The sequence below is a fragment of the Pseudomonas sp. H1h genome, assembly GCF_000633255.1.
Lineage (GTDB): Bacteria > Pseudomonadota > Gammaproteobacteria > Pseudomonadales > Pseudomonadaceae > Aquipseudomonas.
In genome coordinates this window covers 46,511-70,292 of the sequence record NZ_AYMJ01000020.1, presented here as the reverse complement: position 1 = coordinate 70,292, position 23,782 = coordinate 46,511, and the positions used below count along the sequence as shown (strand labels likewise).

Annotated in this window: 23 protein-coding genes; 15 read left to right on the top strand and 8 right to left on the bottom strand. The window is 61.7% G+C overall.

Annotation, left to right across the window (positions count from 1 at the left end):
• Positions 1-548: 548 nt before the first annotated feature.
• Positions 549-2,219, bottom strand: a complete 1,671-nt coding sequence (gene gcbA / locus U862_RS0118365) for a diguanylate cyclase GcbA (RefSeq protein WP_025111757.1) — start codon at positions 2,217-2,219, stop codon at positions 549-551.
• Positions 2,220-2,644: 425 nt separating this feature from the next.
• Between gcbA and U862_RS0118360 the strand changes: the two genes are divergently transcribed.
• The 7 genes from U862_RS0118360 (at position 2,645) to U862_RS0118330 (ending at position 10,215) form a co-directional block, all read left to right on the top strand.
• A complete protein-coding gene (locus U862_RS0118360) occupies positions 2,645-3,712 on the top strand; it encodes a DUF2333 family protein (protein ID WP_025111756.1) in 1,068 nt (355 codons plus the stop codon).
• 3 nt (positions 3,713-3,715) lie between these two features.
• Positions 3,716-4,273 carry an NUDIX hydrolase gene (locus U862_RS0118355; RefSeq protein WP_025111755.1) on the top strand — a complete coding sequence of 186 codons (558 nt, stop codon included), beginning with the start codon at positions 3,716-3,718 and terminating at the stop codon, positions 4,271-4,273.
• 187 nt (positions 4,274-4,460) lie between these two features.
• Entirely contained in the window at positions 4,461-4,832 is a 372-nt protein-coding gene (locus tag U862_RS0118350; protein WP_007914613.1) for a translation initiation factor Sui1, read from the top strand.
• Positions 4,833-5,049: 217 nt separating this feature from the next.
• Positions 5,050-6,963: an arginine decarboxylase gene (speA, locus tag U862_RS0118345; RefSeq protein WP_025111754.1), complete on the top strand. Its 1,914-nt coding sequence runs from the start codon at positions 5,050-5,052 to the stop codon at positions 6,961-6,963.
• Positions 6,964-7,195: 232 nt separating this feature from the next.
• On the top strand, positions 7,196-8,536 hold the full coding sequence (locus tag U862_RS0118340; protein WP_025111753.1) for a contractile injection system protein, VgrG/Pvc8 family: 1,341 nt from the start codon (positions 7,196-7,198) through the stop codon (positions 8,534-8,536).
• On the top strand, positions 8,533-9,327 hold the full coding sequence (locus tag U862_RS0118335) for a DUF4123 domain-containing protein (protein WP_025111752.1): 795 nt from the start codon (positions 8,533-8,535) through the stop codon (positions 9,325-9,327). Before U862_RS0118340 ends, U862_RS0118335 begins: the two co-directional genes overlap by 4 nt.
• A gap of 12 nt (positions 9,328-9,339) precedes the next feature.
• Positions 9,340-10,215 carry an alpha/beta hydrolase gene (locus U862_RS0118330; RefSeq protein WP_025111751.1) on the top strand — a complete coding sequence of 292 codons (876 nt, stop codon included), beginning with the start codon at positions 9,340-9,342 and terminating at the stop codon, positions 10,213-10,215.
• On the opposite strand, the gene U862_RS0118325 is transcribed toward U862_RS0118330, so the two are convergent.
• Both U862_RS0118325 and U862_RS0118320 read right to left on the bottom strand, forming a co-directional pair.
• The gene (locus tag U862_RS0118325) at positions 10,209-11,558 is read right to left on the bottom strand and encodes an MATE family efflux transporter (protein WP_025111750.1); all 1,350 of its coding nucleotides are present in this window, start codon (positions 11,556-11,558) and stop codon (positions 10,209-10,211) included. The two genes, U862_RS0118330 and U862_RS0118325, sit on opposite strands and share 7 nt — an antisense overlap.
• Before the next feature lie 162 nt (positions 11,559-11,720).
• Entirely contained in the window at positions 11,721-12,014 is a 294-nt protein-coding gene (locus tag U862_RS0118320) for a hypothetical protein (RefSeq protein ID WP_007963021.1), read from the bottom strand.
• A gap of 246 nt (positions 12,015-12,260) precedes the next feature.
• On the opposite strand from U862_RS0118320, the gene U862_RS0118315 reads away from it, so the two are divergent.
• The 5 genes from U862_RS0118315 to U862_RS0118295 all read left to right on the top strand — a co-directional run bounded on the left by U862_RS0118315 (position 12,261) and on the right by U862_RS0118295 (position 16,803).
• Positions 12,261-12,563 (top strand): MazG-like family protein, encoded by a 303-nt coding sequence (locus tag U862_RS0118315; RefSeq protein ID WP_025111749.1) that lies wholly within the window; start codon positions 12,261-12,263, stop codon positions 12,561-12,563.
• Entirely contained in the window at positions 12,563-13,312 is a 750-nt protein-coding gene (locus U862_RS0118310; RefSeq protein ID WP_025111748.1) for a methyltransferase, read from the top strand. Before U862_RS0118315 ends, U862_RS0118310 begins: the two co-directional genes overlap by 1 nt.
• 12 nt (positions 13,313-13,324) lie before the next feature.
• Complete coding sequence (locus U862_RS0118305; protein ID WP_025111747.1) at positions 13,325-13,933, top strand: DUF4136 domain-containing protein; 609 nt, start codon at positions 13,325-13,327, stop codon at positions 13,931-13,933.
• A 51-nt stretch (positions 13,934-13,984) separates the two neighbouring features.
• Complete coding sequence (locus U862_RS0118300; RefSeq protein WP_025111746.1) at positions 13,985-14,542, top strand: DUF4136 domain-containing protein; 558 nt, start codon at positions 13,985-13,987, stop codon at positions 14,540-14,542.
• Between the two features lie 263 nt (positions 14,543-14,805).
• The gene (locus U862_RS0118295; RefSeq protein ID WP_025111745.1) at positions 14,806-16,803 is read left to right on the top strand and encodes a pilus assembly protein TadG-related protein; all 1,998 of its coding nucleotides are present in this window, start codon (positions 14,806-14,808) and stop codon (positions 16,801-16,803) included.
• On the opposite strand, the gene U862_RS0118290 is transcribed toward U862_RS0118295, so the two are convergent.
• Together U862_RS0118290 and U862_RS0118285 are read right to left on the bottom strand one after the other, a co-directional pair.
• Positions 16,800-19,547: a PAS domain-containing protein gene (locus U862_RS0118290; RefSeq protein WP_025111744.1), complete on the bottom strand. Its 2,748-nt coding sequence runs from the start codon at positions 19,545-19,547 to the stop codon at positions 16,800-16,802. The two genes, U862_RS0118295 and U862_RS0118290, sit on opposite strands and share 4 nt — an antisense overlap.
• A complete protein-coding gene (locus U862_RS0118285) occupies positions 19,544-19,987 on the bottom strand; it encodes a TadE/TadG family type IV pilus assembly protein (RefSeq protein WP_025111743.1) in 444 nt (147 codons plus the stop codon). Before U862_RS0118285 ends, U862_RS0118290 begins: the two co-directional genes overlap by 4 nt.
• Positions 19,988-20,062: 75 nt before the next feature.
• Between U862_RS0118285 and U862_RS0118280 the strand changes: the two genes are divergently transcribed.
• Positions 20,063-20,533 carry a prepilin peptidase gene (locus U862_RS0118280; protein ID WP_025111742.1) on the top strand — a complete coding sequence of 157 codons (471 nt, stop codon included), beginning with the start codon at positions 20,063-20,065 and terminating at the stop codon, positions 20,531-20,533.
• A 118-nt stretch (positions 20,534-20,651) separates the two neighbouring features.
• Complete coding sequence (locus U862_RS0118275) at positions 20,652-21,437, top strand: response regulator transcription factor (protein ID WP_025111741.1); 786 nt, start codon at positions 20,652-20,654, stop codon at positions 21,435-21,437.
• Between the two features lie 60 nt (positions 21,438-21,497).
• Here U862_RS0118275 and U862_RS0118270 read toward each other — a convergent pair whose 3' ends face one another.
• From U862_RS0118270 to U862_RS0118260, 3 genes are all read right to left on the bottom strand, one after another.
• The gene (locus tag U862_RS0118270; protein WP_025111740.1) at positions 21,498-21,905 is read right to left on the bottom strand and encodes a response regulator; all 408 of its coding nucleotides are present in this window, start codon (positions 21,903-21,905) and stop codon (positions 21,498-21,500) included.
• Between the two features lie 66 nt (positions 21,906-21,971).
• Positions 21,972-22,184, bottom strand: a complete 213-nt coding sequence (locus tag U862_RS0118265) for a Flp family type IVb pilin (RefSeq protein WP_025111739.1) — start codon at positions 22,182-22,184, stop codon at positions 21,972-21,974.
• A gap of 120 nt (positions 22,185-22,304) precedes the next feature.
• Positions 22,305-22,511, bottom strand: a complete 207-nt coding sequence (locus tag U862_RS0118260) for a Flp family type IVb pilin (protein WP_025111738.1) — start codon at positions 22,509-22,511, stop codon at positions 22,305-22,307.
• 335 nt (positions 22,512-22,846) lie between these two features.
• Here U862_RS0118260 and cpaB point away from each other — a divergent pair, with 335 nt between their 5' ends.
• On the top strand, positions 22,847-23,779 hold the full coding sequence (gene cpaB / locus U862_RS0118255; RefSeq protein ID WP_025111737.1) for a Flp pilus assembly protein CpaB: 933 nt from the start codon (positions 22,847-22,849) through the stop codon (positions 23,777-23,779).
• The last annotated feature ends 3 nt before the right edge of the window (positions 23,780-23,782 follow it).

Sequence of the window (23,782 nt, the reverse complement as noted above, 5' to 3'; positions counted from 1 at the left end):
TCGCGAGCCAGCGACAGCTTGCCCAGATGCTGGGAAGCTGCGAGCAGCGGCGTCAGGTACATCGCATTGCCGTTGGCATAGGTGTTCAACTGGTCGAGGCTGGCGCTCAGTTCGCGTTCGGCCTGCAACAGCAGCGCTTGTGGATCGCCGGCCAGTTTGCCGGCCGCGAGCAGGTCGGTCTTGCTGAATTCTTCAAGGCTCGACAGGCTCGGGCGCAGGGTCTCGGCCAGCGCTGGCGGCAGTTCGCCAAGTTCTTTCTGCAAACCGTCGATGGCCTGACTGGCGCTGCTCAGGCGCAAGGCATCGCCGCTGCCGAGGTAGTCCTCGACATTGCGTGCCACGTCATTCTGAAATTGCTGCGACAGCCCCAGGTAGCGCTCCATCAACAGATACGGACGCTCCAGGGCTTTTTGCGACCACCACAGCGTCGCGCCGAGGGCCACGCAGACGGCGACCAGCAGCAGAGTGTTGAGATTGGTGAGCAACTTCAGGCGCATGACGGCTACCAACGGCAGAAATGGTAAGCGCCTGAATTTATTGCGGTTCTGTTACAGGGTTATGACCGAATCGGTGGAATCCGATGAAAAAGTGGCACTTTGCTTTGAGTCGCGCGCGGTCTGCACGCGATTGCGTCCGGCACCCTTGGCGCGGTACAGCGCTTCGTCGGCCTGGCTGGCCATCATCAGGCTGTCAGAGTCCTCGCGCATTTCCACCACGCCGGCGCTGAAGGTGCACCACAAATCCTGCGGCTGGGCCGGGTAGTGGATCTCGGCGAAGCGCTGACGGATCTCGTCGAGCACTTTGTGCGCCGCTTCTATATCCGTGTCGGGCATGACGATGGCGAACTCTTCGCCGCCGTAACGGCCGATGAAATCGGTCTTGCGCAGGCGTTGCTTGAGGAACAGCGCCAGGCTCTTGATTACCCGGTCGCCCATCGGGTGACCGTGGCTGTCGTTGACCCGCTTGAAATGGTCGATGTCGAGCATGGCAAAGCTCAGCGGCTTGTTCTCGCGGCGGGCGCGGAACGAGCAGTCTTCGAGCAATTGCAGGATGTGCGTGTGGTTGTACAGGCCGGTGAGGCTGTCGCGGACCATCCGTGCTTTCAGATTGCGCGCGCGGGCGGCACGGTTGCGCACGGTAGTGATCAGGTGCCGTGGCTTGATCGGCTTGGTCAGAAAGTCGTCGCCGCCTTCACTCATCGCGTCGAGCTGTTTGTCCAGATCGTCCTCGGCGGACAGATAGATGATCGGCACACTGACGTAACGGTCGTTGTGGCGGATGACCTTGGCCAGCTCGGTGCCGGTGCAGGCCGGCATGTACATGTCGAGGATGATCAGATCCGGCTGGAAATCCGCCAGCTCGGCCATCGCCTGGATCGGTTCGATCAGGGTGCGGGTGACGATCCCGGCGCTGTTGAGCAGGCGTTCGGTGTGCAAGGCCTGCGCGCGGGAGTCGTCGATGATCAGCACTTTATAAGGCTCGTACTGCGCAACGCAGGTCAGGACTTCAATCTTCTCCAGCAGGCTCGATGCTTCGAGGGTGCCGGTGAGAAATTCCTGGCCACCGGCGCGTACTGCCGCGAGGCGGGTTGGAGTGTCGGTTTCGTGCAGGCTGAAGAACAGCAGCGGCAACGGTTCTTCCAGGCCCACTTGGGCTTCGGCTGCGAGTTGCAGGCCGACACCGGCGCCGCTGAAGTCCACGTCCATGACGATCGCGGCCGGCAAACGCTCGACCATCGAGGAGCGAAACGCCGACACACTATCCAGCGCCTGCGCGGTCAGCCCGAAAAATTCCAGTTGCTTGGCCAGGCGTTCGGCGCGGTCGTGATCCTGCAGCAACACATAGATCGGTTTGCGCAGCGGCGGCAGAAATGTCTGGTCAAGTTGATCGCCATGACGCAGGCCGGTACGCGACAGGCGTTGCATCAAGCGATTGAGATCGGTGATCAGGCCACTGCTCAGGCGGCCGCGATTGGCATCGACGGCGTTCAGCGATTGGCTGATGTGGTGGGCCAGTTGCGTGTGCTCGGGCTGCTCGAAGCGCTCGGCAAAACGCAGCAGGCGCAGGTTGGCCTCGCTCAGTTCGGCGAGGTCGGCAGTGGACCACTCATTGCGTTGCAGGCGTTGCCATATCTCAAGAATCTGACGTGCCTGATGAATTACCCGCTGGGCAAAGTGGTGCTTGAGGCGCTCACGGCTGGGGTCTTCTGGCTCGGTCATATCCTGACTACTAGTTAGGGTGCATGCTGAGATCGACTGGTGGCTCTATGCTAGCACCTCTTTTCCCTTATATGAGTGTCGTGCGTCAATAATCTGCGGTGCTGCGCAATTCAGTTTCTGACCGGAGGGTATCGGATTGGACCTGTTCGTCGTCAGGCTCCCCGCAAACCGGGCACATGGTGCCGATCAGCGGGCGAAAAAGCCTGTGCGGGCAACACGCTGACACACATGCACATTAATCTGCTATTGCTGCATCCGGACCTTTGCTGCTGACGCTGCATCAGGGAAACCCTTAGAAAATAGCCGGTCAGTGTCGCGCCTTCTGTGGATTTTCTGCTTCTATTCAATGGCGAGTGCCGGCCTCGGCACGTTGTTGTATGGTTGTGGTCGAACCGTTGAACCCAAGTGATTGAAAGGATATCGCCATGCTGGACTGGAAGAACCGCGCGGGCAGCGCGCCTGAACGTGCCGCTGAGCCGAAGTCGGCCGCCCGCAGCTATGTGGGTGGGCTGTTGTTCAGCCGCGCGCTGGCCACGCTGATCGGCATTTATCTGCTGGTCACCATCGGCCTTGGCTGGTACTGGAGCGAGGAGCCGGCGCTGTTTCCGGTGGCGCAGAACGCCCAGGTCGCGGCCGAGAAAGAAGGCAAGCAGATGGTCGTCGGCTACACCACGGTCGAGACCCTGAAGACCGTCGCCGGCACTTTGCTGAACAAGCCGGGCGGCTACATTTCCAACGACCGTTTCCCGCCGGGCCTGTGGATGGACAACATGCCGAGCTGGGAATACGGCGTGCTGGTGCAGGTGCGTGACCTGACCCGCGCCCTGCGTAAAGACTTCGCCCGCTCACAGTCACAGTCGGCTGAAGACGCCGATCTGGCCAAGGCCGAGCCGCGTTTCAACTTCGATAACAAGAGCTGGATCCTGCCGTCGAGCGAATCTGAGTATCAGGAAGGCATCAACTCCCTGAGCCGTTATCAGGCGCGTCTGTCCGACCCTTCGCAGAAAAACGCGCTGTTCTACGCCCGCGCCGACAACCTGAACAACTGGCTGGGCGATGTCGGCACCCGTCTGGGCTCGCTGTCGCAACGCCTGTCGGCCAGTGTTGGCCGGGTCAAGCTCAACACTGCGCTGAAAACCGAAGTCCCGGCCGTTGGCGAAGTGCCGCAAGTGGACGAGGAGGTCGTCGAGACCCCGTGGATGCAGATCGACAACGTGTTCTACGAAGCTCGCGGTCAGGCCTGGGCGCTGTCGCACTTGCTGCGCGCCATCGAAGTCGATTTCGCCGATGTGCTGGCGAAGAAGAACGCCACCGTCAGCGTGCGCCAGATCATCCGTGAACTGGAAGCGTCGCAGGAGCCGGTCTGGAGCCCGATGATCCTCAACGGCAGCGGCTTCGGCGTATTGGCCAACCACTCGCTGGTCATGGCCAACTACATTTCCCGGGCCAACGCCGCAGTGATCGATCTGCGTCAACTGCTCAATCAGGGCTGAGTCATGGTCGATAGCGCCAAAGAGGCGGCCCACCGCGCCGCCTCCGATGCCGAACAGATCGCCTGGGTCGACGAGCAGGACAACCTGCTCGGCGCCCTGGTGCGGGCCGATTTGCGTGAGCGCGGGCTGATCGGTCGCGGTACCTACATCATGCTGTTCAACTCTGCCGGTGAACTCTGCGTGCACCGGCGCACCTTGAGCAAGGCCATCTATCCCGGTTACTGGGACGTGGCGGCCGGCGGTATGGTGCAGGCGCACGAGACCTACGCCGAGTCGGCAGCCCGTGAACTGGAAGAGGAGCTGGGCGTGGGCGGGGTGGAACTGACCGCCCACGATCATTTCTTCTTCGAAGACACCGACAACCGCCTGTGGTGTTCGGCGTTTTCCGCGGTGTGGGACGGGCCGCTGAAACTGCAGCCGGAAGAAGTCCTGGAAGCACGCTTCATTCCGGTCGCGCAGGTGCTCCTGGAAATCGAGCAAAAGCCTTACTGCCCGGACTCCTTGGCAGCGTTGAAGCGTTATCTGAAGGCTCAGCAAAGCGACGTCGCAAAGAACACATGAATTGGCGCCGATTGGCTCTTAGCAATTGCGCTTTTTGCCGTTACACTGCGCGACCTTTTCAAGCTGTGCCGGCCTGCTTTTGCAGGGGATCCGGTGCAGTAGCGCTGCCCCTGCCTGAGTGGGGCTTCGCGGTCGATAACCTTGCCCGAGGTTGCGATCAGTCTTTGTCCTCCCAAGAGGATTGCCGGTGGCCAAAAAAGCCGCATCCTTCGCCGCCCTTGGTGGCCTGGTATTTTCCACCGACGCAGGTCGTCATTGCCCGGAATGCAGTAAGCCGGTGGACGCCTGTATCTGCAAACAAACCGTGATCCCGGCGGGCGACGGCATTGCCCGCGTGCGCCGCGAGAGCAAGGGCCGTGGCGGCAAGACGGTGACCACCATCACCGGTGTGCCGCTGGCCGAAGACGCCCTCAAGGAGCTGGCGACAACGTTGAAGAAACGTTGCGGCACCGGTGGGGCGTTGAAGGACGGGATCATCGAAATCCAGGGCGATCATGTCGAGCTACTCTTGGCAGAGCTGATCAAGCACGGTTTCAAGGCGAAGAAGTCCGGCGGCTAGCAGCCTCTGTGAAAACCACCCGCGGCTTGATCCGGTGCTGACATGCTCAGCGCCGGCGTCGTCTCCATGGTTTTCACAGAGCCTGTTCATACCGGTTTCTAAACTACACGCTGTCAGCGCGGTCTACCGCGGCGCTGACGAACCGTCATTTTCATTCTTTAGACTGCGCCGGCCTGAGATCAGGCGACGCACTATGACTTCTTTATAGGGGACTTCGATGTCCGTACGACGCACACGCAAAGACGATGGCAGCCAATGGACAGTTGCGGACAGCCGCAGTGTTTACGGGATTCGCCATTGGGGGGCCGGGTATTTCGCGATCAATGACGCCGGTCGCGTCGAAGTTCGTCCGAACGGCCCGAGCAGCTCGCCTATCGACCTGTTCGAACAAGTCGACCAACTGCGCAAGAGCGGCTTGTCCTTGCCGTTGCTGGTGCGTTTCCCCGACATCCTGCAAGATCGCGTCCGTCAGCTGACCGGTGCTTTCGACTCGAACATCGAGCGTCTGGAATACCAGAGCAAATACACCGCGCTGTACCCGATCAAGGTCAACCAGCAAGAAGCGGTGATCGAGAACATCATCGCTACCCAGAACGTTTCCATCGGTCTGGAAGCCGGCTCCAAGCCTGAACTGCTGGCGGTGCTGGCACTGGCGCCGAAGGGCGGCACCATCGTCTGCAACGGTTACAAGGACCGCGAGTTCATCCGTCTGGCGCTGATGGGCCAGAAACTCGGCCACAACGTGTTCATCGTGATCGAGAAAGAATCCGAAGTCGGTCTGGTGATCGAAGAAGCAGCCTCGCTCAAGGTCAAGCCACAGGTTGGCCTGCGCGTGCGCCTGTCGTCGCTGGCTTCGTCGAAGTGGGCGGACACCGGTGGCGAGAAATCCAAGTTCGGCCTGTCGGCGGCGCAACTGCTGTCGGTGGTCGAGCGTTTCCGCGCCGCCGGCCTGGATCAGGGCATTCGCCTGCTGCACTTCCACATGGGTTCGCAGATCGCCAACCTCGCGGACTACCAGCATGGCTTCAAGGAAGCGATCCGTTACTACGGCGAGCTGCGCAACCTTGGCCTGCCGGTCGATCACATCGACGTTGGTGGCGGACTGGGTGTCGACTACGACGGTACTCACTCGCGCAACGCCAGTTCGATCAACTATGACATGGACGACTATGCCGGTGTCGTGGTCGGGATGCTCAAGGAGTTCTGCGATGCGCAGAGCCTGCCGCACCCGCACATTTTCTCCGAAAGCGGTCGCTCGCTGACCGCTCACCACGCGATGCTGGTGGTGCAGGTGACCGACGTTGAAAAACACAACGACGAAATCCCGCAGATCGAAAACAAGGAAGCGCTGCCGGAAACCGTGCAGTGGCTGGTTGACCTGCTCGGCCCGACCGACATCGAAATGGTCACCGAGACCTACTGGCGCGCCACGCACTACATGAGCGACGTGGCTTCGCAGTACGCCGATGGCAAGCTGACCCTGGCCGAAAAAGCCTTGGCCGAACAGTGCTACTTCGCCGTGTGCCGCCGCCTGCACAACTCGCTGAAGGCACGTCAGCGTTCTCACCGTCAGGTGCTCGACGAACTCAACGACAAGCTGGCCGACAAGTACATCTGCAACTTCTCGGTGTTCCAGAGCCTGCCGGACACCTGGGCGATCGATCAGGTACTGCCGATCATCCCGCTGCACCGTCTGGACGAAGAGCCACTGCGCCGTGCCGTGCTGCAAGACCTGACCTGCGACTCCGACGGCAAGATCAACCAGTACGTCGACGAGCAGAGCATCGAAACCAGCCTGCCGGTACACGGTTTGAACGAGGGCGAAGACTACCTGCTGGGTGTGTTCCTGGTCGGCGCCTATCAGGAAATCCTCGGCGACATGCACAACCTGTTCGGTGACACCGACTCGGTGAACATCTACCAGAACGCCGATGGCAGCGTGTACCACGCCGGTATCGAAACCCACGACACCATCGAAGACATGTTGCGCTACGTGCACTTGTCGCCGGAAGAACTGATGACCCACTACCGCGACAAGTGCGCCAGTGCCCGCATCAGTGCCAGCGAGCGTACGCAGTTCCTTGATGCCTTGCGTCTGGGCCTGACCCGTTCCTCCTACCTGTCTTCCTGAGAACAGGTGCGCTCCCGTCGGGTTGTCTGAAGTTTTTCCGCAAACTGCGGAAAACTCGGATAACCCGGTGGGACATCTCCCAAAATCCTCGCGAAATGTTTGGCTAACTGCATCAGAAAAGTCATCCGGTCTGCTTTTCGCGTAGGTCATTTCCTAAGTTGTACTTCAGCTCTCTACTCGGCCATGGCTCTCGGCGAGAATCCCCGGCCGTCCCTCCTGTAGAGATCCGCCCATGTTCGATTCAGTCAACGAGCCGTCGTTTCGTCTCGATGTTGCAGGGCTTTCCGACCCCTTCGAGGTGCTGGCCTTTACCGGAAGTGAGGGGATCAGCGAACCCTTTGCCTTTGACATCGATCTGTTGATCGATGACGCGCAACTGGACCTTGCCAGCCTGCTTTTTCGTTCGGCGTTCCTGCAGTTCGGCCCCATGCACAATGGCCTCAATGGCCAGTTGCAGAGTGTCGTCCAGCATGAGCATGGCGAAGGTTCACGGTTGTGTCGGGTGAAACTGGCGCCGAAGCTCGGTTGTCTGGAACTGCGTTTCAGCCAGCGGATTTTCAGCAGCCAGAGCGTGCCGCAGATCCTTGCGCAGGTGCTCAAGGAACATGGAATTGTCGGTACGCAACGACGCTTCGATCTGCACCGCGAATACCCGGTGCGGACCTTTTGCACCCAGTACCGCGAATCGGACCTGCAATTTGTGCAGCGGCTGTGTGCGCAGGCGCGGATCCACTATTACTTCGAGCACAGCCCTGAGGCACATTGTCTGGTGTTCGCCGATGATCCGGCGCATCTGCCCGTGGCTGATGGGGCGTCTGTGGACAATGGCGCCGAGCCGGCGGTGCGTCGCTGGCAGGTGCAAGTGCAGGCGCCGGGTGTGCACGAGCCTGCTGCCGGAACCCACAGGGCCGAAGGCCGCAGCGACCTGCCGACCGTGCGCAGTGCCCACTGGCTGGCGCTGGCCGGGCATCCGTTGGCCGAGTGCAACCGTCGCTGGTTGCTGAGCCGTATCGAGCATCGCGGTGATCCTGCCTGCGAGCCGTCTTACAGCAATCGGCTGTTCGCCGCAGCCGAGGCGCCACTCCCTGCACCCGTGAGCATTTGTGCGAGGCCGCGCATGCACAGCCTGCAACGGGCCTGGGTGGTGATGGTCGACGAGCCACAACCGGATCAACTGCGGTCGGTGGCGGTTCAGTTTGACTGGCTTTATCAGGGGGAGGGCGCTGCCGCCAGCCACTGTTGGCTGCCCCTGGCGCCGGCATTGAGCGATACGTCGCCGGCGTCGTTGCGCGAAGGGGTCGAAGTGGTGGTGAGCTTTCTGGAGGGCGATCCGGATCAGCCGGTAATCAGTGGTTTCCTGCAGAAATCGGCAGCGCTCGAAGACGACCATGAGCTTTTGCCTCCCGTGCTGCCGGACGTGTTGCCCAGCGCGGGCCTGACACAATGGCTCGCCGGCGGCGAACCCATGCTGCTGTTGTGTCTGATCCCCGGGGGTGGCAGTTACAACCACTGCACGGCGTCAATCTGCAGTTGCCGGTTGCTCGCGTCGCTGGATCAGGGCGATGCCACTTGAGCGGCGCGGGGTTTGCCCGGCAGGCGAATTGGCTGTTGCTTGATGGCACCGATGCGCAGCAAGCTCTGGCGACACTGCGCCAGGGATTTGCCGGGGTACGTTGCTCGCGGTTGTTCGATACCACCGAGTTTGCCGCCGTGAGCGAGTACGGGCCGCTGCTGGTCGATTTGCACGATTGCCCGGCATTGGTCGCGCTGTGTCACCGCGACCCGCAAACCTGGCGTGGTCTGCTGCTGGCCAGTGAGACCTCTGAGCAGATCTTGTTGAGCCACCTGCGCCGGATGCTGACGGTTTCCTTCGGGCCCAGCCACCGTGCCTTGCTCGGGTACTACAACCGCCACACGGCCAGTTACTTCTTCGATGCCTGTGACGCCAGTGACTTGAGCCGCTGGCTTGGGCCGATCGACCTGTTGCGCTGGTTCGGTGGCACCTGGGCCGACTTTGCCATTGGCAGTCAGGGCTGGCAGCAACTGCGTAATCCGCGGTGGGCGGTGGAACCGCTGGGGATTGATGAAAGCCTCACCCGTCGCCAGCGTGAGCGCTTGCAAAGCTGCCTGCTGGAGCAGCACATCTGGCGCTGGTGCCAATCGCTGGGAACCGATTACGCGCGGATGGTCTCCCATGTGCAGGAGGGGTTGACCCTGGGTTTCAGAGACCGGACGGTGCTGGATGGCTGGTTGTGGCTACGCTTGCAGCATCCCCGGGCGGAACTGCCTGGCGTGCCGGACGGGCTGACCCAGCAGGAACGGCTCAACCATGTGCGACGACGCTGGCAGACAGATCAATTTTGAGGTGCGTCACCGATGGCAAACACTTTGTGGCAACGGTTCGGCGCAATCCTCGGCGGGTTCCTGCTGCTGGTGCTTTCGGGGTGTTCTCCGGTCAAGGTGCTCAATGCGCTGACACCCGATGACACGTTCCAGAGAACCGCTGGCATTGCCTATGGCGATGATCCTCGACAGAAACTCGACGTCTATGTGCCACGGCAGCCGCTGGAAGATGCACCGGTGGTAGTGTTTTTTTACGGTGGCAGCTGGAACAGCGGTGATCGCGGCGATTACGCTTTTGTCGGCGAGGCGCTGGCGTCGCGGGGGATTGTCGCGGTGCTGGCGGATTATCGGCTGTACCCGCAAGTGCGCTATCCACTGTTTCTTGAGGATTCGGCGCGGGCAGTGGCCTGGACCCGGGCCCATATCCGCGAGTTCGCCGGCAACCCGCAGCGCCTGTACCTGTTGGGCCACAGTTCCGGCGCGTACAACGCGGCGATGCTGGCGCTCGATCCTGACCTGCTTGGCGCGGTAGGCATGTCGTCAAAAGACCTCAGCGGCTGGATCGGCCTGGCCGGGCCGTATGATTTTCTGCCGATCAAGAACGCCGACGTGCGCCCGGTGTTTTTCTGGCCGAACTCACCGCCGCAATCGCAGCCGATCAATCACGTCAGTCGCGGCGCTCCCCCGGCGCTGCTGATCGCCGCGACCAGGGACAATCTGGTCAACCCGACGCGCAACACTGCAGGCCTCGCGCGCAAACTGCGCGAGGCGGGCGTACCGGTGCAGGATTTGTACTACGCGCGCCCCAGTCATGTGACGCTGGTGGCGACCCTGTCGCGGCCGCTTCGACGCCTGGCGCCGGTGCTGGATCAGGTGGTTGCGTTCGTCAGACACACGCCGGCTCAGTGAGCCGTGCCGCTGAACCAGCCATCATTGCGGCGCAGCCACAGGGCCAGTGCGCCGAGGGTCAGGCTGCGCAATACCATGAACAACAGAAAAGTTATCCACAACCCGTGATTGCCCAACCCCTGCAGCGCCCAGGCAAACGGCAACAGCAGCGCGACGGTCAGCAGCATGCCGTTGCGCATTTCCCGGGCGCGGGTGGCGCCGATGAACAGGCCGTCGAGCAAATAGCTCCAGACTGCAATCAACGGCAGCACGGCCAGATAGGGCAGATAGATGAACGCGGTGTCGCGCACGCTCTGGATATCGGTCTGCATTTCGATGAACAGATGCCCGGCGAACAGAAACAGCGCGGCGAAACCGAGGCTGGCCAGTAGCGACCAGCCCCCGGCCACCACCAATGAGCGGCGCAGGGCGAGGCGATCGCGGGCGCCGATGGCGTGTCCGCACAAGGCTTCGACCGCATGCGCCAGACCGTCCAGTGCGTGGGCGGTCAACAGCAGGCCGTTGAGCAGCAGGGCATTGGCTGCCACGGTGGCATCGCCGAGTCGCGCGCCTTGCACGGTGATCAGGAAAAACACCGATTGCAGCGCCAGGCTGCGAATGAAAATGTCGCGATTGACCGCCAGCAGCGGGCGCCAGCTCTGCCACACCTTCAACGCCGCCCAGGCGATGTGCCCGGGATAGGCGCGCAATGCGCCGCGGGTCAACCACAGGCCGAGCAGGGCGCCGCTCCACTCGGCGATGACCGAGGCCCGGGCCGAACCGGCCACGCCCCACTCCAGGCCAATGACGAACCACAGGTTGAGGGCAATGTTGATCAGGTTGGTGCTCAGCAGAATCGCCAGCGGCGCCCGGGCGTTCTGGGTACCGAGGAACCAGCCGACCAGTGCGTAACTGGCCAGCGCTGCCGGCAGCCCGAACAACCGGGTGTGGAAGAACTCGCGGGTCAGTTGGTCGAGTTCCGCCGAAGGCTGCATGAAATGCAGGGCCACGCCGCTCAACGGCACGCCCAATGTGCCGAGCACGATCGCCAGCCCCAGAGCCAGCAGCAAGCCTTGCAACAGAATCTGCCGCAACGCCGCGCCGTCGCTGCGCCCGGCGGCCTGCGCGGCAAACCCGGTGGTGCCCATGCGCAGAAAGCCCATGGCCCAGGCGAGAAAGGTGTAGAGACTGGCGCCGACCGCCACGGCGCCCAACTGATGGGCGTGGGGCAGGTGGCCGATGACGGTGCTGTCGACCAGCGCCACCAGCGGCACGGAAATATTCGAAAGAATCATCGGCGCGGCAAGCGCCCAGACCTTGCGGTGAGTCGGGCGGTCGCGCCAGTCGGCAATCAGGTTGGACATGCGGGCTCCTTGGGGGAGCGGGGATTGTAGCGATTCATCGGGTTCGCAGTGCGATCCATTGTGGGAGCGAGCCTGCTCGCCAAAGCGTCAGGTCTGTCAAAGCAGTGCTGAATGACACATCGCCTTCGCGAGCAGGCTCGCTCCCATCGGGAGGCACCGGTGTCAGTGGATGATCCAGCTCAGCAGCCACAACCCCAGCAGCAACCAGATGATCCCGGCAATGATCGACGCATTCATGAACGCGCGGATCGCCGACCACAACAGCATCAAACCGACGATCAGCGCGAGGATGCTGATGATCGAGGTGTCCATGCCCAGCGTTTTGGCCAGGCCGTCGACAAAGTTGCCACCGGCGTTGCTCAGAATGTTGAACAGGCCGCTGAGCCCATCGACGATGAAGCGGATGATCGAGCCGAGTGCCTGGCCGAGCCATTCGAAAAAGCTTTCTACCTGCATGTGTGCATCCTGATGAAAGAGCTGAGCCTTGGGCCACAACGCAGGTGGCCGAGTTCCCTGCAACTATAGAGGGTTTGCACCGAGCTTGTGTGGGAGCGGGCTGGCTCGCGAAAACGGTGTGTGATTCAACTCATCAGTCATTTGACCCACCGCATTCGCGAGCAAGCCCGCTCCCACCAAAAGCACAGCGTGCCCCTTGCCTTCGCTTGGCATCCCCCCGAAGCTATACGCCTTCAGGAGAGCCCGATGAACCTTGTTGAACTGACCGAACGCCTGCACACCATTCGCGATCGCAATGACTGGCGGCAATTTCACAGCCCGAAAAACCTGGCCATGGCCGCCAGCGTCGAGATGTCTGAACTGGTGGAGATTTTCCAGTGGCTGACCGAAGACCAGTCGCGCCAGTTGCCGGCGGACAAACTGGCACATGCCGGGCAGGAAGTCGGCGACATCGTGCTGTATCTGTTGCTGCTGTGCAGCGAGTTGGGGCTGGACATGAATGAAGTGGTGAGTAGCAAGCTCGCCGACAGCGAACGGCGGTTCCGCTGATGAGCGACCGGCATTTCGATCAGTTGGCGACCCGCTTCGCCGAAAAAATCTACGGCGGTGCCAAAGGCGCGATTCGCCTCGCGGTGCTGCAGGCCGACCTCGCCGAAGCGCTGCCGGACCGGCCGTTGCGGGTGCTGGACATCGGCGGCGGCCTGGGCCACATGTCGTTGTGGCTGGCCGAGCGTGGCCATGAGGTGACCTTCACCGAACCGGCCGAGCCGATGCTCGAAGGCGCTCGTCAGCGCTTCGCCGATGCCGGGCAAACCGCGACATTCATTCAGGCGCCGTGGCAGGAACTGCTCGGTCAGCTCACCGAACCGTACGATCTGGTGATCTGCCACGCGGTGCTCGAATGGCTGGCCGAACCCCACGCGATCCTGCCGGTGCTGCATCAATTGACCAAGCCCGGGGGCTGGCTGTCGCTGGCGTTCTACAACCGTGATGCGCTGATTTATCGCAACCTGCTCAAGGGCCATTTCAAGAAAATGCGCAAGAACGTCATGGCCGGCGAAAAGCAGAGCCTGACCCCGCAGCAGCCACTTGATCCACGGGAATTGGCGACGCAACTCGAAGGCTTGTGGCAGGTCGAAACCCAGAGCGGGGTGCGGGTTTTCCACGACTATATGCCGGTGGAATTCCAGGCCCGCGTCGAACTGGCGGACTTGCTGGAAATGGAACTGGCGCACCGTCGTCACCCAAGCTTCGCCGGGCTTGGGCGTTACTTGCACTGGATCTGCCGGCCGATCTGATCGGAGCACTACATGAAAGCACAATCGGGGTTATTGCTGATCTGTCTGGGGTTGGCCGCCTGCCAGGGCAGCAACCCCTACGTGGCGCAGTCGCGGCCTTTGCCGCCGGCGCCGCCGCAAGCCGCCACCACGTTCGACCGCAGTGCGTATCCGGCACCGCCGCGCGATTACGGGCGCTACCGCAGTTGGGCCTGGCTCAACGGCCAGTTGCCGCCGGGCACGGCGTGGGCCGATTCAGCGCAAGTGGCTGAGGCGGTCAGCAACGCCCTCGACCAGCGTGGCTTGCGCCCGTTGCACGACAATCGTCCGGCCGACCTGTTGGTCAGTGCCAATCTGCGTCTGGAAACCCGCCTGCGTCAGGTGCAGAACGATTATGGTTACGGCGGATACAGTGGCTATGATCGATACGGGCGTGGTTACGGCATGTACAACAGCGTGCCGATCGTTCGCACTTATCAGGAGCAGGTGGTCGTGGTGCAGGTCAATCTGTTCGACGCCGGCACCGGTCAACCGGTGTGGAGCGCCAGCGCCGAAACGGCCAACCAGGGCAGCCAACTCGTGCGCACCGACGCCATTCGCGAGGCTTTGGAAAAAGCCATGTCGGCTTATCCGCCCAGCTAAACTCCAGGTGAGAACGCTTCGCAGGTTCATGCCTTCAACCGGAGAAAAACCATGTTCCGCCGTCTCGCTTTACTGGCCATGGCCGCGCTGCTCAGCGCCTGCGCCGCCAACCAGGTCAACCATGACTTCGACGCCAGCCGCGACTTTGCTGCGTATCGCAGCTGGAGCTGGAAAGAACCCGCGCTGCAATATCGCCCGGATGATCCCCGGATCAAAAGCGACCTGACCGAACAACGGATCCGCCAGGCCGTCAGCGATCAACTTGATCAGCGCGGTTTGCGTCCCGCCGCAGCGGGGGCCAAGGGCGACTTGAGCGTGCAGACCTATCTGATCGTCGAGGATCGTCAGCAGCAAGTGACCACCAACTACGGCGGTGGTTGGGGCGGCCCGTGGAACGGTTACTGGGGGGCGCCGATGTACAACGAGACCCGCAACATCACCTACAAGGTAGCGACGATCCAGATCGACCTCCTCGACGGCAAGGACGGCAAGCTGGTGTGGCGCGGCAGCGATGAGCAAATGCTCAGCAGCACGCCCAATCCGCAGGATCGCAGCAATGCGATTCGCGAGACGGTGGGCCGGATTCTGGCCAACTACCCACCGCGCTAAGCCGGTGTACAAAACGGGAGCCCAAGTGGCTCCCGTTTTTTTGCCTGACACAAATCCCCTGTGGGAGCGGGCTTGCTCGCGAAGGCGTCGTGTCAGTCACCTCCAATGTGAATGACACATCGTCTTCGCGAGCAAGCCCGCTCCCACAGGGGATCTTCATCGTTGCGAAGTGGCGCGTTGCCAGCAGTCTCGCTCAGCGCCGTCTACACTCAAATCCACCATCGGAGGTAGCGCTCGGCAATGCGCCGGCAAAGGAGTGCGCCATGTCGCCTCGTTCGCAGTTCAACGGCCCGGCCCGGCAACACGGGGCGATCGGGTTGATGGCGGCTGCCACCCTCAGCCTTGCATTGGTATTGATGCTATTGGTGGTCGATACGGGGCGGCTGTACATGGAGCAACGCAAGTTGCAGCGGGTGGTCGACAGCGCCGCGCTGGAAGCCGTCAGTCGTGGCGGCAATTGTCAGTCAGGCCTGACCGCAGCCGCTTACGCCGGGCAAAGCGCCGTGCGCAATGGCTACACCGTCGATGCCAACAACACCCTGGCAACCACTTGCGGCAGCGTGCAGACGGCGGCCAGCGGACTGCGCGCATTCACTGTCGATGCGACTCAGTCGAGCGCGATCAAGGTCGCCGCCAGCCGCACGGTGACCACCAGTTTTGCCGGTGGCGTACAAGCGTTGTTCACAGGCTCCCCCGTCAGCCTGAACACCACGCTGAATGCCTCGGCCGTTGCCGCCTTGCCGATCCCGACGGTGGCACAACTGAACATTCGCAGCACACTGGCGAGCATCAACACCGCCCAGTCGAGCATTCTCAATCCATTGTTTTCCGGGCTGCTCGGCGGCAACGTCAACCTTACCGCACTGGGTTGGGACGGGCTGCTCAATACCGACATCAACCTGCTCAGCTACCTCAATCAACTGGCGATCAACCTCAACGTCGCCGCCGGCAACTACACGCAACTGCTCAATACCCAGGCCACGGTCACCCAGCTGATTCAGGCAGCGGCGACGGTGGTACAGCTCAACGGCGCGACCGCCACGGTGATCACCGCGCTGGGGCAATTGCAGGTTGCGGCGATCAACGCCGCACCGGTCAAACTCGGCGACATCCTGCAGTTGCAGACCGGCACCACGGCGGCCGGGCTGGACGCCAACCTGCAACTGCTGCAATTAATTCAGGGCGTGGTGCAACTGGCCAACAGCAAAAGCGCGGTGGCCGCGACCTTGCCGATCAGCGTGCTGGGGCTGGCGAACGTCACGGTACGGGTCAAGGTGATCGAGCCGCCGCAGTTTTCGGCGATTGGCGACCCGGCGCGTGCCAAGGCCAACCCGTTGGGGGCGGACCGGATTTATGTGCGCACGGCGCAGATCCGCACGCTGCTCTCAGTGAATCTGCCGGTGCTGTCCGGGGTGACCGGGCTGCTCAATGCGGTATTGGGGCTGGTGGGAACGTTGACCCCGACCCTCAATGCCCTGTTGAGCCTGAATCTGGTGGCGACGCTCAATTCGGTCGGGTGTCTGCTCGGCGCCGGTTGCCAACAGCTGGATCCGCAGCTGTTGCCGTCGCCGGAAATCGACATTGCCCTGGATGCCGGCGGCGCGATCAGCTACGTCACCGACTACAGCTGCCCGGTCGGCACCACGGGCACCAAAAGCCTGACCGCTCACACCATCACCTCGATCGCGGACCTCAAGGTCGGCAAGATCGACCCGACCAACGCCTTTTCCTCGCTTGCCGAACCGACGGTCACACCGTTGCCACTGGTCGATCTCGGCACCGTCACCTGTCACAAGATTCTCGGCATTGGCAGTTGCGACGAGAGCACCCACGTCCAGTACGGGGCGGGCGGCATTGCGATCATGGTCAACACCAGCGTCGCGCAAAATACTCAGGACCTGGTGTATTCCAGCGGCACGCCGTTCGCCACTCCGGCCAACCTCAAACTGGCGCCGAGCGTGATTTCCGCAGCGCCGTCGAGCAACATCGTCAACAGCCTGGCGAACACTCTGGCGGGGATCAATCTGATCGTTTACAAGCCGCAGGGCAGCAACCCGCTGGGGGCCATCGTGACCGGCGTGGCCAGCCTGATCAGCGATGTCACGACCATCCTGCAACCGCTGATTACCAACCTGCTCAGTCCGTTGCTCGATCCGCTGCTGAACAATTTGCTCAAAGCCCTGGGCATCAACCTGATGGACGTCGATGTCGGCGCCAACATGACCTGCGGCCAGACCGGCAAGGCCTATCTGGTGATTTAGACCTCCGGTGCCACTGGCAGCTCAATGCAGAAGCGTGCGCCTTCCACCGAGTTGCGCACGCTGAGATGGCCGCCCATGTTTTCGATGATGCCGTAACTCACCGACAGGCCCAGCCCGGTGCCGACGCCCACCGGTTTGGTGGTGAAGAACGGTTCGAAAATCCGCTCCAGCAAGCGCGGGTCGATGCCGCCGCCGTTATCCTCGACCCACAGCCGCACCTTGTGCTCATCACGCTCGGCATAGATCGAGATCCATGGCTTGAACGTTGAATCCTTCTCGCGTTTGCTGAGCAAGGCATCGCGGGCGTTGACCATCAGGTTGATCAGCACCTGTTCCAGCTGATCGACATAACCGCGTACCTGCACGCTAAAACCGGTTTCGCTGATGCGCAGGTCCACGCCCTTGCCGCGCATGCCCTCGGCCAGCAACGACAGCGTGCCTTCGATGGCCGAAGCCGGGTTGAACAGTTGCTGCTCGACCTCCGAGCGACGACCGAACACGCGCATGTGATCGACCACTTTTGCCGCGCGCTGCACCTGGGCGTCGATGCGGTTGAGTTTGTCGGTGAGGTAGTCGATCTGCACATCGCCGTTGCCCAGGCGCTTGAGCACGTTGACGATGGCCATGCGCATCACGTTCAGCGGCTGGTTGATCTCGTGGGCAAGGCCGGTGGCCATTTCGCCGAGGGTGGCCATTTTTGCGCTTTGCGTGAGCTGCTGCTGCGAGCGCCGCACCTCGGTGTTATCGCGTCCCACGGCCTGCACTTCGAGCAGGTGCCCGCGTTCATCGAACACCCCGCGATCAGACCACACCCACCACGCATGTTCGCGCCCGGGCAGTTGCAGGCTGATTTCGGCGGTGCTCACTGGCTGCTCCGGGGTGAGCAGCGCCAGGCGTTGCACGAACGCTGCGCGTTGTTCGTCGGACATCCAGCTGCCCAGATCGACGCCCGGCAATTGCTCCGGCGTGCATTCCAGATAGGTCGCCAGCGGCCGGTTGCCGAAGGTCAGCGTCAGGTCCGGGCGATAGCGGCAGATCATCGCCGGCGAGTCTTCCACCAGAATCCGATAGCGCTCTTCGCTGTGTTTGACCTGTTCGGCAGCGAGGGTCGCTTCGGTGACGTCCAGCCACAGGCCGACGGCTTCGACCGGCAGGCCAAGGTCATTGCGCAGCAGCTTGGCTTCGTCGAGCAGCCAGTGGTAATCGCCGCGCGCGTCGCGCAAGCGATAACGCGCGCGCACCGAACCTTCGCGCAACAGCTGTCGGGTGCGGGCGAAATACAGCTCGCGGTCTTCGGGATGAATGCGTTGCGCCCAGTCGGTGGCGTTGCAATCGTCCAGCGTCCAGCCCAGCAGGGGTTCCAGGCTGGCGCTGAAAAAAGTCGGGATCAGCGCGCCTTCGACGTAGCGCTGGACATAGATCACCGCTGGCGAGCTGGCGATCAGGTTGTCCAGTCGCGCATGGGCGGCTTCGGCGCGTTGCTGCTGATTCTGGATGTCGCTGATATCGAGCATGAACCCGACCAACCGGCGCTGTTCACCGGTGCCTGCGACCTGTCCCTGTACGCGATACCACAGCGATGTCTGTCCGAGGCCGGTACGGTGCAGACGAACGTTCAGGGTCAGGGCCTCGCCGTGCAGTTGCAGGGCGTGCAGGCGGCTGCGCAGTTCTTCGCGGTCGGCCGGATGAATCAGCGCCAGCCACTCCTGCTGCGAGATTCGGGCACGCTCGGCAGGCAACACATCAAGCAGCAACGGTGCCAGCAGCACGTCGTCGCCGAGCATTTCCCACCAACCGGTGTCGAGCAGGGTTTGCAGCGATTCGAGGCGCTCGGTGTATTGATGATGTTGCTGGTCACGCAGGCGGCTGAGCAACGGGCCGGCGAGGGCGCTGGTCAGTGCCATCCAGTCGCGGTCGCTCAGGTACGGCGCGGCGGTGTCCACGGTGTAGAAGCCGCAGAGCAGCCACGCCATCACCCCGCGATCATCGCTGTAAGGCACGGCGAAACCATCGGCGTTGCCGAACGTGGCTTCCACCCGCGCGTGCTCGTACAGACCATGATGCGCACCGAGACGCTGCGGCGCACTGCCGTTGAGGCTGTCGAGCGGCGTGCCCAGGCGCTGGCCGTCCTGCCACAGCAGCGGCGCATCGTGGGCGCGATATTGCTCGAAGATCTGCCAGCCCTGTTCCTGTTCGTCGAGCAGGGCGATGGCCAGACACGGGATGTGCCAGCGCTGGGCGATGGCCTGCAATTGCTCGCTGACTACCACCGGCAGACGCATCAGGCTGCAGGCGCGCAGGTGTTCGCTGATCTGCCCGGCGAGGGCCTGACAGGATTCGCGGTGACGCGATTGCTGACGTTCCTGCAGCAGGTCGGCGATGTCCAGCAGTTGCAATACCCAGCCCTCGGCCAAAGGCTGCACCCAGCCGCGCAGGTGCAAGGTCTGATCGCTGAGGCCAGGGAAGTCCAGATCAAGCATTTGCCCCTGCCAGTCCCGAGGGCGGCCTTCAATCGCCAACGTGCTGTGCGCCAGTAAATAAGCCGACAGCGGCAACGGTGATTCGTGGGGCGGCTGTTGCGCCAACTGGTGGCGCAACGGTCCGGCCATCTGCAATACGCCGCCGTCGTTATCCAGATGCAGGTGCAAACCCAGCGGCGCAGAGCCGAGGGGGTCGGGCAGTTCATTGGCAGGTGCTGGCGCGCGTTTGAGCAGGCGCCCGAACAGATTATCGCCGGAGGTCAAAATTTCAGGCTCGACGTGGCGGTGAGGTTAGCGGGCAGGCTGGGTACGGCGCCCACGCCCGGCAACACCAGAAACGGGATGATCTGATTGAGCTTGCTGGTGGGGTAGTTGACGCTGACCGTCAGTGTGCCCTGAGTGGCGTCATACACCGCTGAGGTATCGACGCCCACTACCAGGTTCAGCGTTGATGTCCATTGCAATTGCTGGGTCAACGCGGCGTTGGCGGTGCTCACCACCACGGAGGCATAGCCGGGAGTATTGGGATCGACCGCGACGCTGCGGCGCACCGCTTCGGACGTCGCCTCATTGAAGCTCTGCATCAATAGAAACGGCAGGCTGTAGCTGACCAGCGCGTAGAACACTGCGAAAAAAATCACGAATACCAGGGCGAACTCGATCGCCACTGCGCCTGCCTGTGATTTTGCGAAGCCGGTTTTCATGACTGCGTCTACCCTGACGTGCACTGCGTAGTATCAGCATAGAATCATTCAGCAAAATCGGACGGATTTAACCGGATGCAGAGTTTAGTTCTCCTGATCTGGCTAGCGCTGTGCGCAGCCCAGGATGCCCGTCAACGGCGTATCTCCAATGTGCTGACATTGGGTGCGGGAGCGCTGGCGCTGATTTACCTGTGGGTGACCGGCACGACCTGGCTCGGGGCCGATGTGCAGGCGGGACTCTGGGCTGGCGTGATCGCGCTGGTGCTGACCGTACCGGGCTATTTGATGGGACGAATGGGCGCCGGGGATGTGAAATTAATGACAGCCATGGGTCTTGCGACGAACGGTTTGTTCATTCTTTGTGCGTTTATCGGCGCTGGCGTCGCCAGTCTCTTGTGGCTGCTCGTTGCGCCAAGAGTCTGGCTTCATATGAGTCAAGGACTTAGGCAACATCTTCGATATTTAGAGCCTAGAGCGTCAAAAAAGCTGCCATTTGCACCGTTCGTGCTGATGGGTGTACTGGTTTCGATCCATTGGATCCATTAGTCGCCAGTTGCCACTAGTCCTATGTACATAGTCGGAAAGTGCGTCTACTTTCAAATGAAGTCGTTACACCGCCAAAGTGTAGAAAAAGTCAGCTTTGGCCCGAGCAATGGAGTAGTTCGTGAACAAGCTTACGTCTGCGGTAAAGGTGCTCGTGGTCGATGATCAACCGCTGATCGTCGAAGAGTTGTGCGAGTTTCTCGAAAGCAGCGGCTACCGCTGTGTGCCGTGTGAATCCAGCCAGCAGGCGATCGAGCGTTTCAGCGAAGACGCCGAAATCGGCCTGGTGCTGAGCGATCTGCATATGCCGGACATGGACGGCATCCAGTTGGTGCAGGCGCTGCAACGTATCAGCGGCAAACACCGGGTGTTCGAAGCAATCATGCTCACCGGTCGCGCCGATAAACAGGATGTGATCAAGGCGCTGCGCGCAGGCATCGCCGATTACTACCAGAAGCCGATCGATCTGGATGAACTGCTCGAGGGCGTGAAGCGTCAAGAAGCGGCCCTGCAGGAGCGGCACAAGAATGTGCAGTTGGGCCACCTGAACCAGAAGCTGCAATTTCTTTCCGAGTCCATCGACGATCTCTACCAGGACCTGGACAAGGTTCGACGCAGCCCGGCGGCGGTGGTCAGCGATATGCTCGGCGGCGATGCTCACGAGGCGGAACAGGAGATCCCGGCTATCTTCAATCAGTTGTCGCCACGGCAACTGGATGTGGCGCGTCTGGTGGGCAAAGGGCAGACCAACTATCAGATCGCCTGTGAGTTGGGCATCACTGAAAACACCGTGAAGCTGTATGTCTCGCAGGTGTTGCGCCTGACCCACATGCACAACCGCACGCAGTTGGCATTGGCGCTTTCCCCCAGCGCTTCGGCGGCTCGTCAGCGTGTAACCGCACACTGATCCCGATTGCCTGTCCATCGCGGGCAGGCAGTCAATTCTTCCAAAAACACTTCGCCTGAATTACCCGGCCTGCGTCTTCGGTTTGGGGAACAGATTGTCCAGGGTTTCCAGCAGGCGCACGTGGTAGATCGGCTTGCGAAACAGGTCCAGCACCTGCAGGCGCAGCATGTCGCTGACGTCCTCCATGTCGGCGTGCCCGGACGTGACGATGACCGGCAGATGCTGGCGCGAAGTGTGTTCGCGCAGGCGTTTGATCAGCGACATGCCAGACTCCTCCGGCATGCGCAGATCGGTGATCACCAGGGCGATATCCGGATGCCGGGTGAGGTGATGCAGGGCGAGTTTCACCGATGTCGCGGTGTGGCAGACAAAGCCTTCGCCCTCCAGTAACTCGGCCAGCTCAAGCAACGCGTCCTCTTCATCGTCAACCAGAAGCAACTGTTGGCGGGGTAATGAGGAAGCAGTCATGGGCAATCCCTGAGAAGCTGAAAGTGCAATCGAGTGTAGCGCGACATTCGCCGGACGCGACTCACATCAGGGCGTCTGCACCGGAGCTGTCTGCGCAGTACCGCCGAGGGACACCAGTACGCTGTTGAAAATCGCCAGCACCTTGGCCCCCACCGGAGTCACGAACACCACGACCACCACCGCTACCATGGCCACCACAATCGCATACTCGATGGCCGAGGCCGCTTCAGTACTCGCCAGGAACGCCCGGGCACGCATCAGCAGATATTCAAGAGCCATGAACATTCTCCTTTGCCCCGGCCTGTGACCGGGCACTGGAAATTCAGGGGCCTCGTCAATGCCCGGGCGCGCTTTTACTCATTCGCGCACAGGCACTGAAAGGGAAGGGAGGGAGAGCGATCAAGGCGTAGGCCGGACCTGTGCCGTGCCGCCGAGACTGGTCAGGACTGCGTTGAAAATCGCCAGTACCTTATTGCCGACAGGTGTCACAAACACCACGACGACCACGGCTACCATTGCCACCACGATTGCGTACTCGATTGCCGATGCCCCTTCCTCGCTTTTGAGAAATACGCGGGCTCTGGCCAACAGATATTCGAGAATCATACGTCCACTCCTTTGCGCCTCTGGCGCCGATCCTACGCTACAGCGGCATGTTTTCACCGTGCTATCAGAGCATTGTCAACAAACCCCCGGTCAACAACTGTAAGAACGAATTAATCACAAAGGATTAACCGGATCGTTAGTCGACCCTGTCCCTACAGTTAATTGGCCAAGACTCATACTTTAGTGAGTTATTTTCCTGTCAGTAATGGCGTTTTGGCTCGGATCAGCTAGCTTGGAAATAGCGAAATAGTTGCATGTTCATAGCTGCCTGATCGCGAAAAATTCTCTCATCAGGAAGTACAGGCTGTCGGTGCAGCAGGAAAGGGAGATCCGTCATGAACAGTCGCGTCACCATGGCCCTTGCAGCAGTGCTGCTGCTGGGAGCAATCATCGTCGGTTACTGGGGCCTGGTCCTCAGTCGGCAGCCGGCGCCCGTTGCCCAGGCGCCTGCCGCTCCGGCAGTCGTCGTGGAAAAAACCGTCGCCGCCGCCGAAGACCAGACCCGCCAGCCGGTGGTCGTGCTGTTGCACGATGTCCCGCCTTTCACCCCGTTGACGGCTGCCGATGTGGCGCTGGAAAAGCTGCGCAGTGCCCCGGCCGGCAGCCTGTCCAGCGTCGATCAAGCAGTGGGCCGTACCCCTTGGCGGCACCTGAGCGCCGGCACTTGGCTCAACGATGAAAGCTTCGAGGCCGGTGGATCGCTGGCGCGGATGATCCACAGCGACGAGCGCGCTCTGACCGTGGCGGTGGATGAGGTGATCGGCGCTGCCGGGCAACTGATTCCCGGTGACTACGTCGACGTCCTGCTCTATCTGCGCCAGGACGCGAGCAACCTGCAGCAATCGGCGCAGATCGTCGTGCCGGCCATGCGCGTGCTCGGCGTCGGTGAACAATACGGGCTGACCAACGACGGCCAGCCAGCCACTCCGGCCCTGAGTGCCGACGACAAACTCAAACAGGATCAACGCCGGATCGCCGCGCGCACCGTGGTGCTGGCGGTGCCTGAGCAATTGCTGAGCCGGATGATGCTCGCCACCCAGGTCGGCACATTGCGCCTGGCCGTGCGCAGCAGCGAGGAGCAGCGACTGGCCAAATACTGGGCCGGAGAAAAGCAGGCGCCGGCTCATCTGGACAACGCCAACAGCCAACTCTTTCAGTTCACGCAACTGGCCCTGGGCGCCGCGCCGAAAACGCCGTCCACTGGCGGCCATGCGCGCACGCCGATGGAAGTGATCCGCGGCAATCAGGTTTCCCAACAAGCCCCATGACTG